Origin of the sequence: Aquirufa beregesia (assembly GCF_011090385.1) — a bacterium.
GTDB classification, from domain to species: Bacteria; Bacteroidota; Bacteroidia; order Cytophagales; family Spirosomataceae; genus Aquirufa; species Aquirufa beregesia.
This window is the reverse complement of sequence record NZ_SEWW01000001.1, coordinates 688,739-711,109: the sequence shown is the minus strand read 5'-3', so window position 1 is coordinate 711,109 and position 22,371 is coordinate 688,739. Positions and strand designations below refer to the sequence as shown.

Annotated in this window: 21 protein-coding genes; 7 read left to right on the top strand and 14 right to left on the bottom strand. The window is 37.5% G+C overall.

What is annotated here, in order from left to right; translation table 11 throughout:
• Positions 1 to 28: 28 nt before the first annotated feature.
• Entirely contained in the window at positions 29 to 1,594 is a 1,566-nt protein-coding gene (porX, locus tag EWU23_RS03135; RefSeq protein WP_166228702.1) for a T9SS response regulator signal transducer PorX, read from the bottom strand.
• A 138-nt stretch (positions 1,595 to 1,732) separates the two neighbouring features.
• Here porX and EWU23_RS03130 point away from each other — a divergent pair, with 138 nt between their 5' ends.
• Positions 1,733 to 2,029 carry a HesB/IscA family protein gene (locus tag EWU23_RS03130; protein ID WP_166228700.1) on the top strand — a complete coding sequence of 99 codons (297 nt, stop codon included), beginning with the start codon at positions 1,733 to 1,735 and terminating at the stop codon, positions 2,027 to 2,029.
• A complete protein-coding gene (locus tag EWU23_RS03125; RefSeq protein ID WP_166228698.1) occupies positions 2,026 to 2,916 on the top strand; it encodes a Ppx/GppA phosphatase family protein in 891 nt (296 codons plus the stop codon). Before EWU23_RS03130 ends, EWU23_RS03125 begins: the two co-directional genes overlap by 4 nt.
• A 59-nt stretch (positions 2,917 to 2,975) precedes the next feature.
• Here the strand turns inward: EWU23_RS03125 and EWU23_RS03120 are convergent, their stop codons facing one another.
• The 6 genes from EWU23_RS03120 to EWU23_RS03095 are packed head-to-tail and all read right to left on the bottom strand — an operon-like array spanning position 2,976 to position 7,470.
• Positions 2,976 to 3,866: a DUF3078 domain-containing protein gene (locus EWU23_RS03120; RefSeq protein WP_166228696.1), complete on the bottom strand. Its 891-nt coding sequence runs from the start codon at positions 3,864 to 3,866 to the stop codon at positions 2,976 to 2,978.
• Between the two features lie 26 nt (positions 3,867 to 3,892).
• Positions 3,893 to 4,852 carry an aldose 1-epimerase gene (locus tag EWU23_RS03115; RefSeq protein WP_166228694.1) on the bottom strand — a complete coding sequence of 320 codons (960 nt, stop codon included), beginning with the start codon at positions 4,850 to 4,852 and terminating at the stop codon, positions 3,893 to 3,895.
• Positions 4,843 to 5,625, bottom strand: a complete 783-nt coding sequence (locus EWU23_RS03110; protein ID WP_166228692.1) for a TIGR02757 family protein — start codon at positions 5,623 to 5,625, stop codon at positions 4,843 to 4,845. Before EWU23_RS03110 ends, EWU23_RS03115 begins: the two co-directional genes overlap by 10 nt.
• A 4-nt stretch (positions 5,626 to 5,629) precedes the next feature.
• A complete protein-coding gene (locus EWU23_RS03105; RefSeq protein WP_166228690.1) occupies positions 5,630 to 5,794 on the bottom strand; it encodes a hypothetical protein in 165 nt (54 codons plus the stop codon).
• 1 nt (position 5,795) lies between these two features.
• On the bottom strand, positions 5,796 to 6,725 hold the full coding sequence (locus EWU23_RS03100) for a septal ring lytic transglycosylase RlpA family protein (RefSeq protein ID WP_166228688.1): 930 nt from the start codon (positions 6,723 to 6,725) through the stop codon (positions 5,796 to 5,798).
• A complete protein-coding gene (locus tag EWU23_RS03095; RefSeq protein WP_166228686.1) occupies positions 6,715 to 7,470 on the bottom strand; it encodes a hypothetical protein in 756 nt (251 codons plus the stop codon). Before EWU23_RS03095 ends, EWU23_RS03100 begins: the two co-directional genes overlap by 11 nt.
• Before the next feature lie 72 nt (positions 7,471 to 7,542).
• Here EWU23_RS03095 and kdsB point away from each other — a divergent pair, with 72 nt between their 5' ends.
• The 3 genes from kdsB to metF all read left to right on the top strand — a co-directional run bounded on the left by kdsB (position 7,543) and on the right by metF (position 13,114).
• Positions 7,543 to 8,295, top strand: coding sequence for a 3-deoxy-manno-octulosonate cytidylyltransferase (kdsB, locus tag EWU23_RS03090; protein ID WP_235942131.1), 753 nt, complete (start codon positions 7,543 to 7,545; stop codon positions 8,293 to 8,295).
• Positions 8,296 to 8,395: 100 nt separating this feature from the next.
• Positions 8,396 to 12,157: a methionine synthase gene (metH, locus tag EWU23_RS03085; protein WP_166228684.1), complete on the top strand. Its 3,762-nt coding sequence runs from the start codon at positions 8,396 to 8,398 to the stop codon at positions 12,155 to 12,157.
• Between the two features lie 3 nt (positions 12,158 to 12,160).
• Complete coding sequence (gene metF, locus EWU23_RS03080; RefSeq protein ID WP_166228681.1) at positions 12,161 to 13,114, top strand: methylenetetrahydrofolate reductase [NAD(P)H]; 954 nt, start codon at positions 12,161 to 12,163, stop codon at positions 13,112 to 13,114.
• 33 nt (positions 13,115 to 13,147) lie between these two features.
• On the opposite strand, the gene EWU23_RS03075 is transcribed toward metF, so the two are convergent.
• Positions 13,148 to 13,717 carry an NUMOD4 domain-containing protein gene (locus EWU23_RS03075; RefSeq protein ID WP_166228679.1) on the bottom strand — a complete coding sequence of 190 codons (570 nt, stop codon included), beginning with the start codon at positions 13,715 to 13,717 and terminating at the stop codon, positions 13,148 to 13,150.
• Positions 13,718 to 14,217: 500 nt separating this feature from the next.
• On the opposite strand from EWU23_RS03075, the gene EWU23_RS03070 reads away from it, so the two are divergent.
• A complete protein-coding gene (locus tag EWU23_RS03070; RefSeq protein WP_166228677.1) occupies positions 14,218 to 14,574 on the top strand; it encodes a CoA-binding protein in 357 nt (118 codons plus the stop codon).
• A 43-nt stretch (positions 14,575 to 14,617) separates the two neighbouring features.
• On the opposite strand, the gene purS is transcribed toward EWU23_RS03070, so the two are convergent.
• Genes purS through selD form a run of 6 tightly spaced genes read right to left on the bottom strand, consistent with a single transcriptional unit; the run spans position 14,618 to position 18,773 of the window.
• The gene (gene purS, locus EWU23_RS03065; protein WP_166228675.1) at positions 14,618 to 14,869 is read right to left on the bottom strand and encodes a phosphoribosylformylglycinamidine synthase subunit PurS; all 252 of its coding nucleotides are present in this window, start codon (positions 14,867 to 14,869) and stop codon (positions 14,618 to 14,620) included.
• Positions 14,866 to 15,588 (bottom strand): CDP-diacylglycerol--serine O-phosphatidyltransferase, encoded by a 723-nt coding sequence (gene pssA / locus EWU23_RS03060; RefSeq protein ID WP_166228673.1) that lies wholly within the window; start codon positions 15,586 to 15,588, stop codon positions 14,866 to 14,868. The genes purS and pssA overlap by 4 nt, the downstream gene beginning before the upstream one ends.
• A gap of 1 nt (position 15,589) precedes the next feature.
• Positions 15,590 to 16,231, bottom strand: coding sequence for an MBL fold metallo-hydrolase (locus EWU23_RS03055; RefSeq protein ID WP_317164285.1), 642 nt, complete (start codon positions 16,229 to 16,231; stop codon positions 15,590 to 15,592).
• A gap of 23 nt (positions 16,232 to 16,254) precedes the next feature.
• Positions 16,255 to 16,977, bottom strand: a complete 723-nt coding sequence (locus EWU23_RS03050) for an SAM-dependent methyltransferase (RefSeq protein ID WP_166228671.1) — start codon at positions 16,975 to 16,977, stop codon at positions 16,255 to 16,257.
• On the bottom strand, positions 16,974 to 17,735 hold the full coding sequence (locus EWU23_RS03045; RefSeq protein ID WP_166228669.1) for an alpha/beta fold hydrolase: 762 nt from the start codon (positions 17,733 to 17,735) through the stop codon (positions 16,974 to 16,976). The genes EWU23_RS03050 and EWU23_RS03045 overlap by 4 nt, the downstream gene beginning before the upstream one ends.
• Entirely contained in the window at positions 17,736 to 18,773 is a 1,038-nt protein-coding gene (gene selD, locus EWU23_RS03040) for a selenide, water dikinase SelD (protein WP_166228667.1), read from the bottom strand.
• A 264-nt stretch (positions 18,774 to 19,037) separates the two neighbouring features.
• On the opposite strand from selD, the gene EWU23_RS03035 reads away from it, so the two are divergent.
• Positions 19,038 to 22,346 (top strand): TonB-dependent receptor, encoded by a 3,309-nt coding sequence (locus EWU23_RS03035; protein WP_166228665.1) that lies wholly within the window; start codon positions 19,038 to 19,040, stop codon positions 22,344 to 22,346.
• The last annotated feature ends 25 nt before the right edge of the window (positions 22,347 to 22,371 follow it).

Here is a 22,371-nt window from a genome sequence, read left to right as displayed (position 1 = left end):
CCCGTTTAGCTGAAGCACTGCTTCAGCTCTACTTGCCAGTCAGGTATACCACAGGTATGATGCATTCTTCCAAAGAAATACCACCATGTTGAAAAGTATTTCGGTAGTGATTTACATAGTGATTGTAATTGTTTGGGTATGCAAACATATAATCCTCTTTACTAAACACATACGTGGTTGATACATTCGGTTTAGGTAAGAATAATTGCTCTGGTCTACGCGATATCATCATTTTATTGGTATTATCCCAATTCAAATTTTTCCCCTGCTTATAGCGTAAATTGGTATTCGTCGATCTATCCCCCACAATTTTAATGGGATTTTGCACCCGAATCATCCCATGGTCGGTGGTGATAATCACGCGACCTTTCTTATCCGCAATTCTTTTTAATAGGTCAAAAAGGGGAGAGTGCAAAAACCAACTAGCCGTTAAGCTCCGATAAGCTGATTCATCCGGTGCTAATTCTTTAATCATGGCCATATCAGTTCTAGCATGGGAAAGCATATCGACAAAATTGTATACAATCACATTTAAGTCATTAGTCAATAATTTACTGAAATTATCTACCAAGTTTTTGCCTTGGTATTGATGAATGATTTTATGATAGGATGCTTTGGCATTTATCCTTAAACGTTTCAATTGCTCTTGTAAAAAGAATTCCTCGTATTGATTAAAGCCTTCTTCATCTTCTGAATCGCCTAAATCAAATATCCATTTATCGGGGTAATTTTTTTGAATTTCTAAGGGCATCATACCCGCAAAAATGGCATTTCTTGCGTATGCCGTTGTAGTAGGAAGGATAGAATAATACGTCTCCTCCTGTTCCAATTGGAAATACTCTTGTATAAATCCTTCCAATATTTTCCACTGGTCAAAACGTAAATTATCTACCAAAATAAAGAATAGGGGGCTTTTCTCTTTCAGCTTAGGAAAGACATACTTTCGCATCATAAGATGTGAAAGTATGGGTGTCTCAGCATCGGGTTTTTGGAGCCAGTTTTCATATGAATTCTCAATGAATTTACTAAAATGGACATTGGCTTCTGATTTTTGACTACTTAAAACTTCCGCCATCGACTTATTTTCCGTTTTGTCAATTTCAAGTTCCCAATACAGTAATTTTTTGTAGATATCTGCCCACTCTTTAGCACTCAATTGGTCTTGATATTGTAAGGATAAAGCCCTAAACTCTTGTTGGTAACTGATATTGGTCTTTTCCTCTTCCAGTCGTTTTTTGTCAAAAATACGTTTAACAGAAAGAAGTAATTGATTGGGATTGAGTGGTTTAATTAAGTAATCCGCAATTTTTGATCCAATCGCATCTTCCATGAGTTCCTCTTCCTCTGATTTGGTAATCATAATTACAGGAAGATTCGGTCTAATTTGTTTGATGGAAATCAATACTTCTAAACCCGACATGCCAGGCATATTCTCATCTAAAAATAGCACATCAAATTTTTGTTTTTCCACCAATTCCAGAGCATCAGCTCCTGAATTCACCGTAGTCACTTGATAGCCCTTGTTTTCCAGAAAAAGAATATAGGGGGTTAATAAATCAATTTCGTCGTCAGCCCAAAGTATCGAATACGTCATATAACATTGTTTTATTCTTCCTAAACCAATCTGTGTGATAAATATTGTCCAGCCAAAAATTTAATTTTTGTTAAATGAACAATCTAGGTTTTGGTCACCTAAAATTAGCTAATTTTGTTTTGCTAATCATTTTTTTCAATGGCTATTCCAAATGCTCCTGTTCGTTTTACTGAAAGTGCCAAGGCAAATTTGCTACCCTTAGTTCACGAAGGTAAAATGCCAGAGCCTTTCCTTCGTGTTGGGATGAAAGGAGGGACCTGTGGCGGTTCCTATGTTTTAGGTTTTGATTCCAAAACAGAATTTGATGAAGAATATGTGATTGATGAAATTCCTTTGTTAATTGATCGTCGACAATTGCTTTTTGTGTTAGGTACAGAAATAGATTTTGAAGCCCGTGCCAATGGTTTTTATTTACATAAACCCGCTACTTTATGAAATTTGCTGCTATTGATATCGGTTCCAATGCTGCCCGACTACAAATTTCCAGTGTATTGGAAAATGACGGAGTCATTAGCTTTAAACGTATTGAATATGTTCGTTTTGCCTTACGTTTAGGTCACGACGTATTCATCGATGGGGTCATTTCTCCTGATTCAGAAGTCCGCATCTTTAAATTATTGCATGCATATAAATTACTCATGGATTTACATGAAGTAAAGGATTATGCCATTTGCGCTACATCCGCCATGAGGGAAGCCTCCAATGCTTCAGATATCATTACACGTATTCATAAAATTTTGGATATGAAAATCAATGTGATTGATGGTAGTAGAGAAGCCGAATTGATCAATGATGTGGTAGTTCAATCTTTGCATCCCAAGAAAAACTACTTACATATCGATGTAGGTGGAGGTTCTACCGAATTAAATATTTACCAAAATCGCCAGAAATTGGCCTCCAAATCCTTTAAAATAGGATCCGTTCGTTTGCTTGAAGGAAAAGAGAAAGAGGGCGATTGGGAAAAGATGCAAAAGTGGATTACCCAACAAAAAATGGAAATTCCTGGACAAATGATTGCCGTGGGAACTGGGGGTAACATTAGCAAATTGTACAATATATCGGAAAAGGTCAATGAGTCTAAAATGATGCAATTCAGTGAGTTGCAGCGCATTTCTGATTATGTGGCCTCGTTTACTTACGAAGAGCGCGTACATAAATTACGGTTGAATACAGACCGTGCAGATGTCATTGTTCCCGCTGCTTCAATCTATTTAGCTGCCATGAAAACGGCAGAGTGTGATGAAATTTTTGTGCCTGACTTAGGACTTAAGGACGGAATTATCCAACTCTTGTATGATCGCTATTTACAACGCAAAAAATAGTTATTAGTTTAGGGTATAGATTTGTAGTCAAATTCTTCATTCTACACCCTGTCTAATCCCTATTTCGTTATTTTATACAACAATCCCATTGAAAGGATTTGAGAAAACTGCCAATTGGGATCTTGGTCATAATCTCGAAATAAAACTGCTTGTACATTCGTGCTCAAGTATTTATTCACTTTCATGGTTAAATTAGCATCAAATCGATGTACGATTCCATTCGAAACGCCAAATCGGAAATAATCCATCAAGGCTGAATATCGAGCCTTTAAATTCACATTCTCAAAAATGTTTTTATCCACGTTGGCCAAAAACTGGAATACAAATTGGTTACGAATATTATCACCTGGTTTTTGTAAACCGTATAGGCCAGCACGAGAAATTCGTTCATCCAAAACAAAGGTTTGACGTAAACTACCAATACCAAATCGAGTATAAAATGCCTTTTGAGGATGGTACTCAAAACCCATAGAGGTGGTTAAATAGGCAGGTGCGAAAATGGAAGAAGTTATCGAATCGACTGGAATCCCAGCACTATTCTTTTTATTATATTCAAATCCTTGGAAAAATTGAGTCTGAAAGTTGGTAGATCCGTAATAGTCCCATTTTGGACTAATCCGATAACCCGCTTTAAACTCATAAAAGATCCGGTCCACATTTTTACGTAAACTTTGCGTTCTATTTTGTAAAAAACCCACTTGCATTTGTAAGTCACTCGCTAAACGCCAGGAATTATTTTGTACACTAGCCGAATGGTTTAAATACCATCCCGTGGCGAATGTATTCGTTCCCCCACCTTTCCAATTATCACTAAAGCTTGATTGATTCAGGTTAATACCCGTAGTAAACTCCTGCTTCCACTTTCGAATAACGCTATCAGGTTTCATCGAGCCCATCGACTGAAAAGCAATAAAAATGCCAGCGAAAATTAGGAGTAAATGGACTTTCATGAGACAAATGTACAAAAATGATTGTTCTACCTTGTGAGCTCTAACGGATTTCCTACCCAGATTTGTACATTTCCTTGAAAAAAATCTTTCGATTTTAAGTGAATCAGTCCATCTAGGGTATTCATGGCATCCGTATTGGCTGTCATGGGTTCTATCGCAATGCACTGCTCATTGCCAGGAGCAAAGACCACCAAAAAGGGAAATAACTTACTTGATTGCTGAACAAATAAAGCCCTTTTTAGCTTTGTGTCTACCAATTCAGTCACATGAACATCTGATGGATTCAATCGAAAAACATGGTCAATTTGTTGAGTTCTAAAAGATAAACCGTTCTTCATTTCCAATATTTCCTCTTTCATTGGAATCATTTGTGAATCAGACAAAAATCGACTTTTTCCTTGAAAGAAAATATGGTAATCAGCCAAGTCGGTTCCAGGTATTTGAAAATATGGATGCCATCCACAGGCAAAGGGCATGTCGCTTTCTCCCGTATTTAGACATTTCATAGAAACATCCAATTTACCATCTTGAAACAGCGTGAATTCCCACTCAAATTGAAAAGGGAATGGGTAGCCTTCATAACCACCTAAGTACTTATAAAAAAGAACCACTCGAGCATATTCCGCAGTACTTTCCTGTTTTCCTAATTCAAATTTCTTTCTTGCCAAAAATCCATGAATCGCATTCCCTAGAGCCTTTTCATTAATGGGCAATTGGTAGTTTTTTCCTAAAAAGGAATAATTTCCATTTCTTACTCGGTTAACCCATGGGCAGAGCAATGCACTAGGATACAAATCGTTCTCATGGATGGAAAATTGACTAGCCTGAGGAATCGCGATGATATTTTCCACTTTCCCTTGTATAAGTAGATGCAAGCTTTTTAATGCACCTCCTACATCTTGTAAAATTTCTGCTGATTCTCTCGTTTTAGGATTGCTAAGTTGAATTACTTGGCCATCCACTGAATCGAAAAAGTTTATTTCCATAGTGTTTTATCTTCTATACCCATACCATACAAAGCAAAATCATATTGCACAGGATCTGTTACATTAAATTGTTTTAAAACTCGAGTTAAGTCCAAGGCTTTCTTCCAATTGGTGGGACCCGCAGCAACTAAGCCTAATTTTTCCGCTGTTCTTTGGGAATGAACATCCAATGGACAAATTAATTGATTGGGTGAAATTTGTGACCATATCCCAAAGTCAACTCCTGCTTGATCTTTCCTAACCATCCACCTCAAAAACATACATAATCTTTTACAAGCCGAGTTTTTCTGGGGAGCTGACACATGTTTTTTCGTTCTTTCTGGAGTCCATTCAGATGCAAAAAAATAGCGATAAAAGCCATTCAAGGCTTGTTCTATATTTTCGTTTTCAAGATTAAATTCCCCTTGAGTAAAGGCTGTTTCAAGGCTTGATTGTTGTTGATAATGTCTTTGGAAAAAAGAAAGAAAATACAACGTGTCCGTACTATTGAAGGTTCGGTGTTTGAATGATTCAAATCGTTTGAGATCTTTTACCTGATGCCCCAGCACAAAATCATAAGGTGCTCCATCCATCAAATCAATCAACTCTTTTCCTTTCTGCAAGATGGTTTTTCGCTGTCCCAAAGCTAACATGGCAATCCAAAATCCCATAATCTCAATGTCCTGCTTTCTACTAAATAAATGCGGGATGGAAATAGGGTCATGTTCAATGAATCTAGGATGATTGAAAAAGGCCACTTTCTTATCCAGTAGCTCAGCCAGCTCTTGCTGCATCTTCCTATTTTTTTGAACCAAAGAATGCAATGATTTTGGAGGGTAAGGAGAAAATCCAAACTATGGTGGTTACTAACACAGAAAATACGGCAATGAAAGGGTAGGATAAGATAAAAAATATCTCAAATACGATATTTCCTGCAGTAATGGGCCTTTTACGTTTTGCCATCTTATTGAACTAAATAACTAATTTCAGCTCGGATACGTTTATCTACCGCATTTAATCGTTCAAATGCCTTCGGTGACAATTTAATGATAACCTTATTATCTGTATTCGGTAATCTTCCAATCACCTTCACCCAGATACTTTGATTATTGGCAAGGTTTTTCACTAAAACCAACGTTCCAATGGGCGCTGATTTATGCAAGGCCAAATACTTTCCTGAATTATCTGGAACATCAATTAGTTCTGCAATTCCTGTTTCAATCGTTTTACGAATACCTTCTTGACTAGTACTTTCTGGACTTGTGCTGGTTGAGGCATTTTCTTTTGCCGCCGGTAAAGCCATATCAATCTTTGCCTCCGTGCTAGCAGGGGCCTTCTCGGTTTTGTTAGGTAACAAGCTTGACTTATCTATGCTGGTAGCGGCACTTGGTTCGACAATAATCAACCGTTGACCTTCTTGCAATCGATCAGAAGTAAGATTATTCCACTTTCTAATTTGAGCCATGGTCACCTGATGCATATTGGCAATGGTTAAAAGGCCTTGTCGACGAGCTACGATGTGAATTCCTTTGTCCGACTTATTTCCATCATCTACTGTTTTTTCATTGGCAGCAGGTGTGACACTCGTTTCATTAGGTTTGTCGATGGTTTTAAGAATACTCGGACTTTCTTCTAAATAATGCAATGGAAGAAATACCAATTCTCCCGTTTTTACGGGAATGGCAATTTCAGGATTAACTTGTTTGAATTCAGTTAATGATAAATTATAGCGACGAAGTATGGAAAACAAAGACTGTTTTGGACCTACTTTAAATACGATATACGTTTTATTGTTTTCTTTTTTTAAGCCAAGAGAATCTACCGTAATGGCGTTTATTTGCAAGGAAATACCTAAACAAATAAATAGAAAGAGTATAAATGATTTAAAATTCATAGATTTCAAGTTGTAGCTTATGTTGAATAAATAATAGGTGATTTTGGAAAATTTGAAAGGTATGATATCCCATTAATTCCCCCTCCTCCAATAGTTCATGTAGTAAAATTTGGAAGTCTAGGTCGCAGACCAAAAGGTAATTTTTCCAAGCACCATCGTAAAGATAATAAGAAAAAATTAGCTTATCCTCGCCTTCCCAATAATCCAAACCCTTTGCAATCTGTAAACTGAATTTAAGACTAAAAAATTGTTTAAAGGCATTAAATTGTTCTTGACTCTCCTCGATATGATGCGGACTTTCAAAGGTAAAACCAGCTAAAACAGGTGATTTTTTTTGTTCTTCAAGGATTTTACCAGTTTCTAAATCCAAGAGTAAAACAGAATTCCCCTGTTGAATGATGAGCTGATCTTCCGTTAATTCTTTAGCTTGTTGACTTTCAATCACATATTGGCATTTTCCCTGCTGTAAATCATAGGCCTCAATGGCTTCTATTCCCGGGTTCTTTCCCGATTGTAAACGAACAAAAATCCCTAACTTATCTCTCCCTTTTAGCCATTGTAAATGGCTACTGTGAGATGGAATAGATGAAATAATGCAGATTTCATTTTTTTCGAAATCATAGGCATACCAATTTCCTTGTTGAGCATCTTTGGCTTCAATCCAAAGTTTGGGCGCTTCCTTTGAGCCCCAATAGCCTAGGCTCCAGATATGCTGCGGAAAACGATAATGGAATTTTTTTTTCAAGTCGGACAAAAGGTTTCTAGGCAAATAATGTGCAAATTTGGCAATATTCTATCAATTAACGTACATCTGAATATGATGCAAGGCAAAAAAGTCGTAGCCGTAATCCCTGCTAGGTATGCTTCTACTCGCTTTCCAGGAAAACCTTTGGTTGATTTGGGAGGTAAACCCATGATTCAACGAACCTATGATCAAGTGGCATCCGTACCCGGATGGGAACGCATCATCATTGCCACGGACGATGAACGTATTTTTGCGGTAGCTAAGAAATTTGGAGCAGAAGTCATGATGACCGATGTGTCACATCAATCAGGAACCGACCGCTGTGCTGAAATTTTAGGTTATTTAGATAATCCAGTAGATTACTTAGTCAATATACAAGGAGATGAGCCTTTCATTAATCCTGATCAATTGTTGGAATTAAGTTCTGGTTTTGAAAGTAATGCACCCATTTTAACCTTGGTTAAAGAGATCCATGATGAACTAACTTTGTTCAATACGAATGTGCCCAAGGTGGTTATGGATGATCAACATAATGCTTTGTATTTTTCCAGACAAACCATCCCTTATTTAAGAGGAGTGGCAACCGAAGATTGGTTTGATCATCATCACTTTTTTAAGCATATTGGATTGTATGCCTATCGGGCAGACGTTTTACCTATATTAAGTCAATTACCCGTTTCTAGTTTAGAAAAGGCAGAAATGCTGGAACAGTTGCGTTGGTTGCAGCATGGATTTCAAATTAAGCTCATCGAAACTCAGCATGAAACGGTCGGAATTGATAGCCCATCTGATTTAGAAAAAATTAAGAAATTAGGCTTCCTTTAAATTAATTTCCCTTTATCTAAACCTGCAAAAGGTGTATCTTTATCAGATTTTTATGTGATTATTCGGATTTTTGTACGATTCGGAGAAGGTTTATATCTATATGCAGAAACAAAATATTTTGGATCAATTGAAAGATCGAATCTTGGTGCTTGATGGCGCCATGGGTTCTTTAATTCAGCAATATCAACTAACAGATGCCGATTACCGTGGAGAAAGGTTTAAAGACTTTCCTCATGAAGTAAAGGGGAATAATGACCTATTGTCCATTACTAGACCAGATGTTATCAAGGAAATTCATGCTAAATATTTTGAAGCTGGAGCCGATATTGCTGAAACCAATACCTTCTCAGGTACTTCCATTGCCATGGCAGACTACCACATGGAGGATTTGGTATATGAATTGAATTTTGAATCAGCCAAGATCGCCAAAGAAGTGGCAGACGAGTTTAGTCTAAAAAATCCAGATCAACCTCGTTATGTGGCAGGTTCTATTGGACCTACTAACCGAACTTTGTCATTGTCTCCTGACGTGAATGATCCTGGTTTTAGAGCTGTTTCTTTCGATGAATTAGTAGAAGCTTATCAAGACCAAGTAAAAGGATTAGTGGATGGTGGCGTTGATTTACTTTTGGTAGAAACGGTATTTGATACCTTAAATGCCAAAGCAGCTCTTTTTGCCATCGATCAATATTTTCAGCAAAATCCAGACAAACCCTATTTGCCAGTGATGGTATCCGGTACCATTACGGATGCTTCAGGAAGAACACTTTCTGGGCAAACTACCGAAGCATTTTTAGCTTCCATAGCCCACATGCCTTTGTTGTCTGTTGGACTTAACTGTGCTCTAGGGGCGGATTTAATGCGACCATACATTAAGACACTTTCAGATAAATCTCCATTTTTAGTTTCAGCGCATCCCAATGCAGGTTTACCCAATGAAATGGGGGAATATGATCAAAGCCCTGAGCAAATGGCTGAGGTGATTGAAGATTATCTGCAAAATGGCTTTATCAATATCATTGGTGGATGCTGCGGAACCACTCCAGAACACATTCGTTTAATCGCAGAAACTGCGGCCAAATATCCCCCACATCAATTGCCGACCAAAAATCCAAACCAAAAACTTTCTGGTTTGGAGCCTTTGGAGATTACAGAATTGACCAATTTTGTCAACATCGGGGAGCGTTGTAACGTGACGGGTTCTAAGAAATTCGCCCGTTTAATTCGTGAGGAGAATTTTGAAGAAGCTATTGCCATAGCCAGAGAACAAGCAGATGGTGGTGCTCAAATATTGGATGTCAATCTAGACGAAGGTATGATTGATGGGGTTAAAATGATGCCGCAATTCCTGAATTTGCTGATGTCTGAGCCTGATATTTCTCGTTTACCTATCATGATTGATTCTTCCAAATGGGAGGTCATAGAGGCGGGTTTGAAATGCGTTCAAGGAAAGTCCGTGGTCAATTCAATTTCGCTGAAAGAAGGCGAAGAACGATTTATCGAATTAGCTAAAAAAGTTAAGCGTTATGGAGCCTCAGTGGTAGTCATGGCGTTTGACGAACAAGGCCAAGCAGACTCTTATCAACGTCGTATAGAAATATGTCAAAGAGCCTATGATATTTTAGTCAATGAAGTGGCGTTTCCACCTCAGGATATCATCTTTGACCCGAATATATTAACCGTAGCCACTGGAATGGAAGAGCATAATAATTATGCCAATGATTTCATTCAAGCTACCGCCTGGATTAAGAAAAATCTGCCCTATGCCAAGGTGTCTGGTGGTGTATCCAATATTTCGTTTTCATTCCGCGGAAACGAAGTTGTTCGTGAAGCCATGCACACCGTATTTTTATACTATGCCATTCAAGCGGGTATGGATATGGGTATCGTTAATGCCAGTCAGTTAGGTGTTTACGATGAAATTTCTCAACCTTTAAGGGATTTATGTGAAGATGTACTACTCAACAGAAATTCTGATGCAACGGAGAAATTAGTAGCCTTTGCCGATACGGTCAAGTCCTCAGGAAAAGAACAAGTGATCGATGATGCTTGGAGGAAATTGCCTGTTAATAAACGTCTTGAACATGCTTTGATCAAGGGTTTGACTGAGTTTATCGATGAAGATACAGAAGAAGCCAGAAAGCTAGTTGAACGCCCAATTCAGGTTATTGAAGGTCCTTTGATGGATGGAATGAACGTAGTGGGAGATTTGTTTGGTGCAGGTAAAATGTTTTTACCACAGGTAGTTAAATCTGCCCGTGTAATGAAAAAGGCAGTAGCCTATCTTTTGCCATACATCGAAGCAGGAAAGCAAGACGGAGAGAGTTCTTCAGCCGGGAAAATATTATTAGCCACCGTCAAAGGCGATGTTCATGATATCGGTAAAAATATTGTGGGAGTAGTTTTGGCATGTAATAACTATGAAGTAATTGATTTAGGTGTCATGGTTTCCTGTGATAAGATTTTGGCTGCTTCCAAAGAACATCAAGTGGATATCGTGGGTTTATCAGGATTAATTACCCCTAGTTTAGATGAAATGGTCTATGTCGCTAAAGAAATGAAGCGCTTGGGCTTTACCATTCCTTTGTTGATTGGCGGAGCTACCACCTCACGCTTACATACCGCAGTAAAAATAGATCCGCATTATGATGGACCCGTTATTCACGTATTGGATGCCTCCCGTTCCGTACCAGTAGCAGGTAGATTATTGCAAAGTGAATTATCTCAAAAGGAAATATTCACTGAAATCAAGGAGGAATATGCACAAATTCGAGTGCAACATGCCGCACGTCAGCAAGAGAAAAATTATTTGACGATAGAACAAGCTCGACAAAAATCCAGAGGGATAGATTGGGCAGATTTCAAATCCCATCAACCTAATTTCTTAGGAGTTAAGTATTTTGAAGATTATTCTTTGGCGGAAATTGCTAAATACATCGACTGGACTCCATTCTTTGCTACTTGGCAATTGAGTGGAAAATATCCTCGCATTTTTGATGATGCGGTAGTGGGTCATGAAGCCAAGAAGCTATTCCAAGATGCGCAGGATTTATTGGCAGAAATTATTCGAGATAAATCCTTACAAGCTAAAGCTGCTCTGGGATTTTTCCCTGCGAATGCTTTTGGGGATGATATCATTTTGCATGACTTCAAAGTCAATGAAAATAAAGTAGCATGTGAAAAGCATGGAGAGCACGTCCATGTCCAATACGAGATTCAAAAGAATAACGAAAACTCTGATTCTAGCCAATGGCTACATCATTTGCGTCAGCAAAATGTCAAAGCAGCCAATTTGGCAAATCATTGTCTCAGTGATTTCGTGGCTCCATTAGAAACTGGCCAAACGGATTATGTTGGGGCTTTTGCTGTAACTGCTGGAATAGGGATCGAAGCCTTATTAGAAAAATACGATAAAGCGCATGATGATTATAATTCCATCATGGTCAAGGCTTTAGCGGATCGTTTGGCGGAAGCCTTGACTGAGTTATTGCATGAACGTGTCCGTAAGGAGTTCTGGGGCTATGAGCAAGATGAAGATTTATCCAATGAAGACCTCATTTCGGAGAAATACACGGGTATTCGTCCAGCACCAGGTTATCCAGCTTGTCCAGACCACACAGAAAAGAAACGTCTTTTTGAATTGTTGGATGCCGAAGACAAAATAGGGATTAAGTTGACTGAAAGTTATGCCATGTATCCAGCATCTTCCGTTTCAGGCTTTTACTTTTCTCATCCTAAATCAACGTATTATGGTTTAGGTAAAATTACCAAAGATCAAGTGGAGGATTATGCCAAACGCAAGCAGATGCCAGTAGAGGAGATTGAACGTTGGTTAAGTCCAGTATTAAATTACGATGCATAGAATATGACTAAAATTACCGAGTATTTTAAGAATTCAGGAGGTAAAACTTTATTTTCCATTGAAATCATTCCACCTGTTAAAGGTCAGCATTTAGGTGAATTAATGGGGCATATTGAGCCATTGATGGAATTTAAGCCACCCTTTATAGAGGTAACCTACCATCGGGAAGAATTCATAGAAAAAGTGGTAAATGGTGAGTTAAAGAGAATTCCAATTAGAAAACGCCCTGGAACCTTGGGTATCTGTGCCGCTTTGATGCAAAAATTTAAAGTGGAAGCAGTTCCACACGTTATTTGCGGAGGATTTACCCAAGAAGAGACCGAGGATTTTTTGATTGATTTGCATTATTTAGGAATTGAGAATGTTTTAGCCTTACGAGGTGACCAAGAAAAAGGCGAAGATCGTTTTATTCCTAAAATGGGAGGACATGCCTATGCCAATGAATTGGTCGAGCAAATTAGTCGTATGAATAAAGGACAATTGCTGTATGAGGAAACCGAATCATTTCCAACCAATTTTTGTGTGGGCGTAGCCGCTTATCCGGAGAAACATTTTGAAGCAGTTTCCCTAGAAACAGATTTACACTATTTAAAACAAAAAGTGGATGCAGGAGCTGATTATGTAGTCACTCAAATGTTTTTTGATAATCAAAAATACTTTGATTTTGTGAAAGCTTGTCGAGCTATTGGTATTCAGGTTCCTATTATACCAGGTATTAAACCTTTAACCACAGCGAAGCAATTAGAAGTTTTACCGGCTATTTTTCATTTAGAAATTCCACAGGAATTAGCTGAAGCTGTTTTATCAGCTTCCAATGCTGCAGGTATTAAACAAGCAGGAATTGAATGGGCAATTCAACAAGGAAAAGAATTGATCCAAGCAGGTGTTCCAGCCTTGCATTTTTATACTATGAGCAAGTCAGATAGTGTCCGATCGATAGCATCAGCACTATTTTAAAAAAAAGGAGCGATTAAATGATCGCTCCTTTTTTTATATGACTCCTGATTCTTCGAGTTTAACATGTTTCCAGTTTTCTCCAGAACGAATGCGGTTGAGCTGAGTATGTGTAATGCCAAATTGCTTGGCAATCATTTTGAACCGACTTTTCTCCGATTTCAGCATCTTTTTAATCATCAACACTTTGCTTTCCGTCAGCTTGTAATTCTTGGTTCTTTTCGGAATTTGACGATTAATCACACTCGGATTGTTTTTATTGTGTGCGGTGACTAGACTTCGATTTCCCCAAGCTAAATTTTCTGCTCGGTTATTCATTTTGTCATGGTCTAAATGCAACACAAAATTCTCTGAATCATCTTTTTTATTGACAAAACATTCGGCTACCAATTTATGGATGTACCGATTAGCAGATTTTTGCTGAAATCGAATATTGAGTGAACGATATCCTTGAATCATTGAACCTTGTATTAAATAACCTTCTGGATTATTCTGAAAGCTTTTTACTCGGCCATAATTAGAAATTTCATAGTGAATTTGATTATCAAATTCAGGGAATGGAATGCGCATCCATTGCTCATTCCAATAGTTTTTTAAGGCGGTCATAGTATTATTGTACGTATTATAGAACTGTAGTAATCGCAATTTAATTATATTCCTTGAATTGCAAAAGTTTAGGTCAGAACGAAAAAGACTGAATAAAATTGCTAAGAATTTTGATTCTTTCATCAAAAAAAGGATGAGTGGTTTTTATTCGATTCGGTGGAGATAATGCTTCTTTCAAAGGCTTAGTCAAAAAGAAGGAATTTTTACTTATGATGGGTGATGAATATTTCTGGTGTCAATATCTTGATGCTAGCTTTTTTATAGTCATTGATATTTCTTGGAATAATTGTGGTCAAACTGTTTTCAAAAGCATAAAAATACGGAATAGCATTTTCAAAGTCCTTGTGTATTTTCTATTTGATTCTAATAAGCTATTGGATGATTTTATGGAGGGTTCTGTTAAATCAAAGATAGATATTGGAAATATAAATCTATAATTAAGACCAATTAATCTCTATTCGAAAAGAATAAGTAATATTGTCTTTCTTTTTCCCTATTTCATGAAAGTTTTAATCTACGGTGCCTCTATAAATCCACAACGATATGCTTATTTAGCTGCCCATATGTTACATCAAAAAGGTCATGAATTAGTATTAGTGGGAATAAAAAAAGGAGAATTATTAGGAGCTTCAATCCGGCCTAATGATTGGATAGAGGCGAACGTAGATACGGTCACTTTATATGTTGGTCCACAAAATCAAGAAGGACTGTTGGACTACCTGAGAAAATTAAAACCCAGAAGAGTGATTTTCAACCCAGGTACGGAAAATGAAAAACTAGAGAAGAGTTTGAACGAGGAAGGGATATTGACTGAAGAAGCCTGTACCCTGGTATTATTGCAAACTGGGCAATTTTAATAGGTATCCGTCGGTTTTTATCCCAACAGATACCCATTCTTATTTAGATAGCTTTTAATACGAAGTCAAATTCCTCCATAATTAAGTTAGCTAATAATTTCTTACAAGCATTCGTCACAATTTCGTTGGCTTCAGCCTCCGAATTCGCTTCTATTTGTAGCTGAATATGTTTGCCAATACGCACATCAGCCACCTGATGAATATCTAAGTTTTGTAAACCTATACGCACAGCTTTACCTTGTGGATCAAGGATTTCTTTTTGAGGCATTACGTTGATTTCAGCTAAAAATTTCATTTTTTTTGGGTATTAAGTATGTAAAGAACTCCTGAAAGGAGAATATAGGATGCTACTAACAGTGGCAATGCTACAAATTTAAGGAAAATCAGTCCAGCAACACAAAAAACTAGGAAAATGAATTTAATTTGATTGCTTTTCCAATCCCAAGTTTTAAACTTAAAGGCCATCAATGGTAATTCACACACAAGCAAATAACTCATGATTACCGAGTAAATCAATAGGCCTTTAAAGTTGAGCACATATGCACTAAATTCAGGCTGAAATTCCAAAATGAGCGGCAAAGCAGCGATTACAATTCCATTGGCAGGTGTAGGTACGCCAATAAATTGATCACTTTGTCGGGTATCCACATTGAATTTGGCCAAACGATAAGCAGAAAAAATAGCCAAAGAAAAAACGATAAATGGTTTATAAAAGCCCAATAGGCCAACGGAACATTGCGTTCCACAGCTAGCTTCCACCAAATGAAAAAGCATGAAAGCGGGTAATACGCCAAAAGAAACCATATCAGCTAAGGAATCTAGCTCTTTACCTAATTCCGAATAGGCGTGCAATAATCTCGCTAAAAATCCATCTAAGAAATCACATACGAGTGAAATCAAAATACAATATGAGGCCCATAAAATATGTCCTTGCATGACAAAATAGATACCAAAACAACCAGACAGTAAATTGCCTAAGGTTAAGGTATTCGGAATTTCTTTTTTTATTGACATCTTATGCTCTTACAAATGGATTTTGAATCTTCTCTATTCCAATCGTAGTACTACCTCCATGACCAGGAAAAACTTCTGTTTCTTCTGGTAATACATACAATTGATTCTGAATGCTATTAACTAAGTCCGCATGATTACACATGGGGAAATCTGTTCTGCCAATACTTCGTCTAAAAAGCACGTCCCCATCCAATAGCCAGCCCTGATCTTCTAAATAAAAGGCCACATGCCCAGGAGCATGTCCAGGAACAAATAAAACCTTCAGCTTCATTTCTCCAATTTCAAGGATCTCATCATCTTCTAAAAAACGGTCTACTTCCACAGCTTGGAAGGCAGGGAATCCATATACCGCAGCCCGATTAGTTGCATCATTTAATAAGGGTAAATCTTTAGGATGTAAGGCAAAAGGAACCTTGAAATGCTCTTTAATATAATGAACGCCTAAGACATGATCAATGTGAGCATGTGTATTGAGGCAGTATTTCAATTGGATATTCTTGGATCCTATGAAGTCCGTGATTGTTTTTCTTTCCTCGTAATTGTGGCAACCTGGATCAAAAATGATGCCATTTCCTGCATCATCCCAAAGTAAATAGGTGTTTTCTTGAAATGGATTACATGTAAAAACTTCTTTATATACCACGAATGATCTGTTTTGAATGCAAATTACTTATTTCCTGTAAATTGATATTGCCCTAATAAGAATAAGCAAGGTTTTTTATGCAAATCTGGATTTAATTTAGCCCATGCTTCCACCGTTTTTGTTTGGATAAAGCCTGTTGGAGCCTGAATGTCACATCCAATACAAATCAACTGATGCTTTGGACAAATCTGGATTAAATCAGCCAATAAGGCATTGTTTCGATAGGGCGTCTCAATGAATAATTGGGTTTGCCCTGATTTCTCTACTTCCTTTTGTAATTGGTCTATCTTTTTGATTCGGGCATTTTTATCAATGGGTAAATAACCATGAAAACAAAAACTTTGACCCGAAAAACCAGACCCCATTAAAGCTAATAGGATAGAAGAGGGGCCGACCAGCGAAATTACTTCAATGTGCAATTGATGAGCAATAGAAACGGCTAAAGCTCCTGGATCAGCAATTCCAGGGCAACCAGCTTCTGAAATAATACCAATGGAATGGTTTTCTTGAGCCTGAGTTTGGATGAATTTTTCAATATCACTTGACGAGCTATCCTTATCCAGTACTTCAAAAACTACATCATCTATCTTAATGCCTAATTTTAATTCGCTAATGAATCGACGAGCCGTACGTACATTTTCTACCAAAAAATATTGGCATGATACTAGGGCTTGACTTACCTCAGGAGTTACTACTTGAGCAGCAGTATTTTCGGCGATAGGACAAGGAATCAAATAGATCTTCATAAAATACTACGTAAAACGTCTACAAATGCCTCGGGTTGGTCAGCCTGTACCCAGTGACTCGCATTGGGGATTTCAATTAGTTCAAAGTTGGGGAAAATTTCTGCAATATATCGTTCATCTTCGGGTTGGATATAATGTGATTCTGCCCCTTTGATGAAATAAGCGGGGATATTCACGGAGTTTTTAACCCAAAGTTCATGACCAACCACATCAATGTTCTTGGTGATTACGCGCACATTAATTCGCCAAGCAAATTCTTGCTGATCATTTCGGTAAAGGTTTTTCAATAAAAATTGACGAACCCCTTCTTTTTCCTCAAATCGTTTTAAATGTTCATTGGCTTCTGTTCTACTTCCAAGACTTGTTAAATCCAAGCTATTTAAACCTTCCAAAATGGCTGTATGATGAACTGGGTAGAATTTAGGGGCAATGTCCACTACCACCATCTTTTGAGCTATGTCAGGATGATTTAGGGCAAATTGCATCACCACTTTACCTCCCATGGAATGACCTATGATGATGGGTTTATCCAATGCATGCTCTTGAATAAATTCCAATAAATCTTCGGACATAACTTGGTAATCAAATTCATCTGACCAAGGAGATTGTCCATGATTTCTTTGATCAACTAAATACACTTGAAATGTATCAGAAAGCATCTTGGCTATTCCTAACCAGTTGTCTGATGAACCAAAAATTCCGTGTAAAATAATGATGGCAGGGCCTTGTTCTCCTACCTTTCTGAAGTATAGTTTCATTTATTGGATATAAATTGCTTTATCTTTTTGTGAGATAGTTTTACCTATCACGTCTAATGAAAATCCTTGTTTCTGAGCAAAAGATTCAAATTCGGATTGAAAATTAGCATCTACAGCAATCAATAAACCACCGGAGGTTTGTGGATCAGCGCCGATGAGTTGTTGAAATTCTGAAATACCATCCTCTACTCGGTGTCCATAACTTGCCCAATTTCTAGAAGTACCACCAGGGAAACATTTTTGTTCCAAATAGTGGCCTATCTGGGGAAGCTTAGGGATTTTATCAAAATACAATTGGGCACTGACTCCAGATCCATCACACATTTCCACCAAATGACCCAATAATCCAAAACCAGTCACATCTGTTAATGATTTGACATAAGTTAAAGGCCCCAATTTTTCACCCAATTGATTGAGTGTACTCATCTGCTTAACAGCTAATGCTAAGTCTTCAGGGCTTACAATGCCTCGTTTTTGTGCTGTGGATAATATACCTACTCCTAATGGTTTGGTTAAATATAACAGGCAATTATCGCTAGCCTGATCATTTTGTTTTAAATATTCCTTTTTTACTTTACCGGTTACAGCTAAACCAAAAATGGGTTCAGGCGAATCAATGGAATGTCCACCTGCTAAAGGAATTCCGGCTTCTGCACAGGCTGCCCGACCACCCTCTAATACTTTTTTGGCAATTTCAGGAGCTAATTTATCAATCGGCCACCCTAAAATAGCGATAGCCATCAGGGGAGAACCACCCATGGCATAAATATCTGAAATGGCATTGGTGGCAGCTATTTTTCCAAAATCAAAGGGGTCATCCACAATGGGCATGAAGAAGTCGGTCGTAGAAATAACAGCTTCTCCATTTTGCCAATCAAATACGGCGGCATCATCTCGGCTTTCATTACCAACTAATAATAGAGGATGATTTTTTTTAGGAGTATCCGTATGTAGAATTTGATCTAAAATTTGGGGTGAAATTTTACATCCACAACCTGCTCCATGTGAAAACGAAGTTAATTTAATGCTAGTGTCCAATATCGAAAAATTTAATTGAGGAGTACAAAAATATTCTTTAAATAATTAAAAATTAAGTTTGTGTTAAGATTTAAGCCAAAATAGTACAATTAGATGAGCTTAATCATTTAAATATTTACAGAAAAAGGCTTATAAGTTCTAATTATCAGTTGATTAGTGCAATTTTATGTAAAATGACTTTTATCAAACAGTTGTAGTATTTGATTTTTTACATTTATTTTGTGTAAATATCTTTCAACACAATTATAACTAAATTCCAAATTTATGCAGAAAAGATTTATTACTCGTTCTGTGTTATTGGGGGCGTTTTTTGCGCTTTTGATGGCATTGCCTATTGGGCAGCTATTTGCTCAAGTTACTAGCTCCTCTTTTACTGGTACAGTTACCGATGCTAAAGGAGAAGTTTTGCCAGGTGCTAGCGTTTTAGCTGTGCACACTCCATCGGGAACCAAGTATGGAGTAGCCACTAATGCTGCAGGTCGTTATACCTTAATTGGTGTTCGTGTGGGTGGACCATTCGTTTTGAAAGTAACTTTTGTAGGTTACAAAGAGCAAGTTAAAGACAATTTATTCACTAGTTTGGGAACATCTACTAACGTGAGTTTCAAGTTAGAAGAAGAAGGTCAGCAATTGCAAGAAGTTGTAGTTAAATCATCTCGTTCAGATTTGTTTAGTTCAAATAGAACAGGAGCTGCTACTTCGTTTGCATCAGAAACGATCAATGGATTGCCAACTATCGGTCGTACCATTGATGATATTACTAAATACAACGCATATAGTAATGGACGTTCATTTGCTGGGCAGGATTCTCGTTTCAACAACTTCACCATTGATGGATCTGTGTTCAACAATGGTTTTGGTTTAGGTAGTTCATCTCAAGCAGGTGGTCGTACAGGTACAACTGCTGTATCTTTAGATGCTATTGAGCAAATTCAAATTAACATTGCTCCATTTGACGTTCGTCAGTCGGGTTTTGCAGGTGCAGGTATCAACGCCGTTACTCGTTCAGGAACGAACGAATTCACGGGTTCTGCATATCATATTTTTAGAAATAGTGATTTAGTAGGAAAGAAAGCAGATGGTAAAAATTTACCTTCAATCAATATTTCTGAAAAAACCACTGGTTTCCGTGTAGGTGGGCCTTTGATTAAGGATAAATTATTCTTCTTTGCTAACTATGAAGAATTCAAGAGCTCTACTCCAGCCTTAAACTGGTCAGCCAATCGTGCTGGTGCAACAGGTAACGTATCACGTGTTCTAGCTTCAGATATCGAAGATTTAGGAAATTTTATGAAGACTAATTTCAACTATGAAATTGGAGCAGTGGATAATTTCAACAATGAAGTGACTTCTAAGAAAGGTTTGTTGCGTTTGGATTATAACATCAATAACAACAATAAATTAACGATTCGTTATTCTCAACACGATTCTCAATCAGGGTCAATCATTTCCAATTCAAACAGTAGTAATACGGCTGGAAATGGTAACCGTACCAATTCATCGTTAGCTTTGTCTCCACAAAATACAGGCTATATCATTCAAGATAACACTCGTTCTATCGTAGCTGAATTAAACTCTACGATTAACTCGAAGTTTGCGAACAACTTTATTGCGACATATAACAAGCAAATTGAAGATAGAGCCCAAACAGCTTTGTTCCCGACCATTGATATCTTAAAAGATGGTTCTACCTATACATCTTTAGGTATGGATCCATTTACTCCGAATAACAAGTTGAATTATTCTACCTTGAATTTTACCAACAACTTGACTTATTTCAATGATAAGCACACATTCACATTCGGATTAAGCTATGAGTATTTCGTATCAAATAACGTATTCTTCCCATCTTCGAATGGTGTATATGTGTTTAACTCGATCGCTGATTTCAAAACAGCGGCTTTAGCTTATAAAGCCAATCCAAATTTGACTGTTTCTCCAGTAGTGATGCCTCGTTTTAACTACCGTTACTCTTTATTGCCAGATGGTGCTGAGCCATTACAGCAATTGAAAGTTTCGACTTACTCGGCTTATTTACAGGATGAATTCCAAGTTTCTGAGAAATTTAAAGTTACGGGTGGTGTGCGTTTTGACTTGTTCTCTTACGACAACTCAACTTCTGCTGACTTTTACAATCCAATCGTTGCAGGTTTGACTTACAAAGATGAAAACGGTAAAGATTTAAAAGTTAATACAGGAGCTTTCCCTCCAGCTAAATTATTGGTTTCTCCACGTATCGGATTTAACTATGATGTAAATGGAGACAAATCTCTACAAGTTCGTGGTGGTACAGGTTTCTTCGTATCTAGAATTCCTCAAGTATTGGTTTCAAACCAATTGGGTAATAATGGTGTTAACACAGCTGTTATTTCCGCTTCTAACACGACAGCTTATCCGTTTACAATGAATCCTACTGTTTATAAGCCAGCTACTACTGACATCAATAAATTGCCAGCATATGTAGTAAATGCTTCTACTGAAGATTTGAAAAATCCAATGATTTGGAAAACAAACTTTGCCATCGACAAGAAATTGCCATGGGGCTTAGTAGGTACATTGGAGGCTATCTACAATAAGAACATAAACTCTCTACGTTACATAGATGCTAACTTAAAAGCACCAGCTGCTAATTTCGTAGGTCCAGATACACGTAATCGTTTCAATACGGCTGGTCGTTTCACCAACTCCGCTACAACGAACGTATTCGTATTAACCAATACCGATAAAGGAGAGTCATACTCTTTCACTGCAAAATTAGAGAAACCAACGGTTGATGGTTTGGGTGGAATGTTAGGTTATACGTATGCTGTAGCTAAAGATATTCAATCAGTAGGTTCTACAGTCCAAGCCAACATTGCAACAGAATTTGGTCAAAACTATTTGGCTACTTCTTATTCGGATAATGACTTACGTCACCGTTTCGTGGGATTTGTTAATTATCGCTTGAACTATGGTGGTAAATTAGGAGGATCTACTATGTTTACTTTAGGTGCAGTTTCATCTAGCGGTTACCGTCAATCCTATACTTTCGGAGCTGACTTCAACGGAGATGGTCAAACTAATGACTTGATTTTTGTTCCTTACAAAGGTTCTGATTTGACATTCACTCCACAGACAATCAGTGGTCGTGTTTATTCAGCTGCTGAGCAAGCTGCTGCTTTTGATACTTTCATTGATGGAAATGAGTATTTGAAGAACCGTCGTGGAATGTATGCTGAGCGTAATGGTGCTTATTCTCCATGGTTAACTCGTTTTGACTTTACAGTTGAGCAGGATTTCCACATCAAGACTGGAAAGAACAAGAGAAATATTATCCGTTTACGTGCTGATATTTTGAACGTGGGTAACTTAATTGATAATACTTGGGGTGTAGGTTGGGTTCCAACAAATGCGAACCCATTGCGTTTCACTACAGCATCTAACGGCACTGTTACGTATCAAATGGGTACTCAGGTTATTCAAAATGCTTCAGGAGCTAACGAAACTATCTTATTACGTGATTCATTCGTGAAATCAATTAACGTAAATAACGTTTGGCAAGCTCAATTAGGTATTCGTTACATTTTCGAATAATCTAAATATTACGATTCCCTTATTT

Bases quoted from the DNA above. Each gene is read 5' to 3' on its own strand.
- EWU23_RS03115 (WP_166228694.1), bottom strand. From the start codon at position 4,852: ATGGAAATAAACTTTTTCGATTCAGTGGATGGCCAAGTAATTCAACTT.
- pssA (WP_166228673.1), bottom strand. From the start codon at position 15,588: ATGTCAATAAAAAAAGAAATTCCGAATACCTTAACCTTAGGCAATTTA.
- EWU23_RS03110 (WP_166228692.1), bottom strand. From the start codon at position 5,625: ATGCAGCAAGAGCTGGCTGAGCTACTGGATAAGAAAGTGGCCTTTTTC.
- metH (WP_166228684.1), top strand. From the start codon at position 8,396: ATGCAGAAACAAAATATTTTGGATCAATTGAAAGATCGAATCTTGGTG.
- porX (WP_166228702.1), bottom strand. From the start codon at position 1,594: ATGACGTATTCGATACTTTGGGCTGACGACGAAATTGATTTATTAACC.
- EWU23_RS03075 (WP_166228679.1), bottom strand. From the start codon at position 13,717: ATGACCGCCTTAAAAAACTATTGGAATGAGCAATGGATGCGCATTCCA.
- EWU23_RS03125 (WP_166228698.1), top strand. From the start codon at position 2,026: ATGAAATTTGCTGCTATTGATATCGGTTCCAATGCTGCCCGACTACAA.
- metF (WP_166228681.1), top strand. From the start codon at position 12,161: ATGACTAAAATTACCGAGTATTTTAAGAATTCAGGAGGTAAAACTTTA.
- EWU23_RS03050 (WP_166228671.1), bottom strand. From the start codon at position 16,977: ATGAAGATCTATTTGATTCCTTGTCCTATCGCCGAAAATACTGCTGCT.
- EWU23_RS03045 (WP_166228669.1), bottom strand. From the start codon at position 17,735: ATGAAACTATACTTCAGAAAGGTAGGAGAACAAGGCCCTGCCATCATT.
- EWU23_RS03035 (WP_166228665.1), top strand. From the start codon at position 19,038: ATGCAGAAAAGATTTATTACTCGTTCTGTGTTATTGGGGGCGTTTTTT.
- purS (WP_166228675.1), bottom strand. From the start codon at position 14,869: ATGAAATTTTTAGCTGAAATCAACGTAATGCCTCAAAAAGAAATCCTT.
- EWU23_RS03100 (WP_166228688.1), bottom strand. From the start codon at position 6,725: ATGAATTTTAAATCATTTATACTCTTTCTATTTATTTGTTTAGGTATT.
- EWU23_RS03105 (WP_166228690.1), bottom strand. From the start codon at position 5,794: ATGGCAAAACGTAAAAGGCCCATTACTGCAGGAAATATCGTATTTGAG.
- EWU23_RS03070 (WP_166228677.1), top strand. From the start codon at position 14,218: ATGAAAGTTTTAATCTACGGTGCCTCTATAAATCCACAACGATATGCT.
- kdsB (WP_235942131.1), top strand. From the start codon at position 7,543: ATGATGCAAGGCAAAAAAGTCGTAGCCGTAATCCCTGCTAGGTATGCT.
- EWU23_RS03130 (WP_166228700.1), top strand. From the start codon at position 1,733: ATGGCTATTCCAAATGCTCCTGTTCGTTTTACTGAAAGTGCCAAGGCA.
- EWU23_RS03120 (WP_166228696.1), bottom strand. From the start codon at position 3,866: ATGAAAGTCCATTTACTCCTAATTTTCGCTGGCATTTTTATTGCTTTT.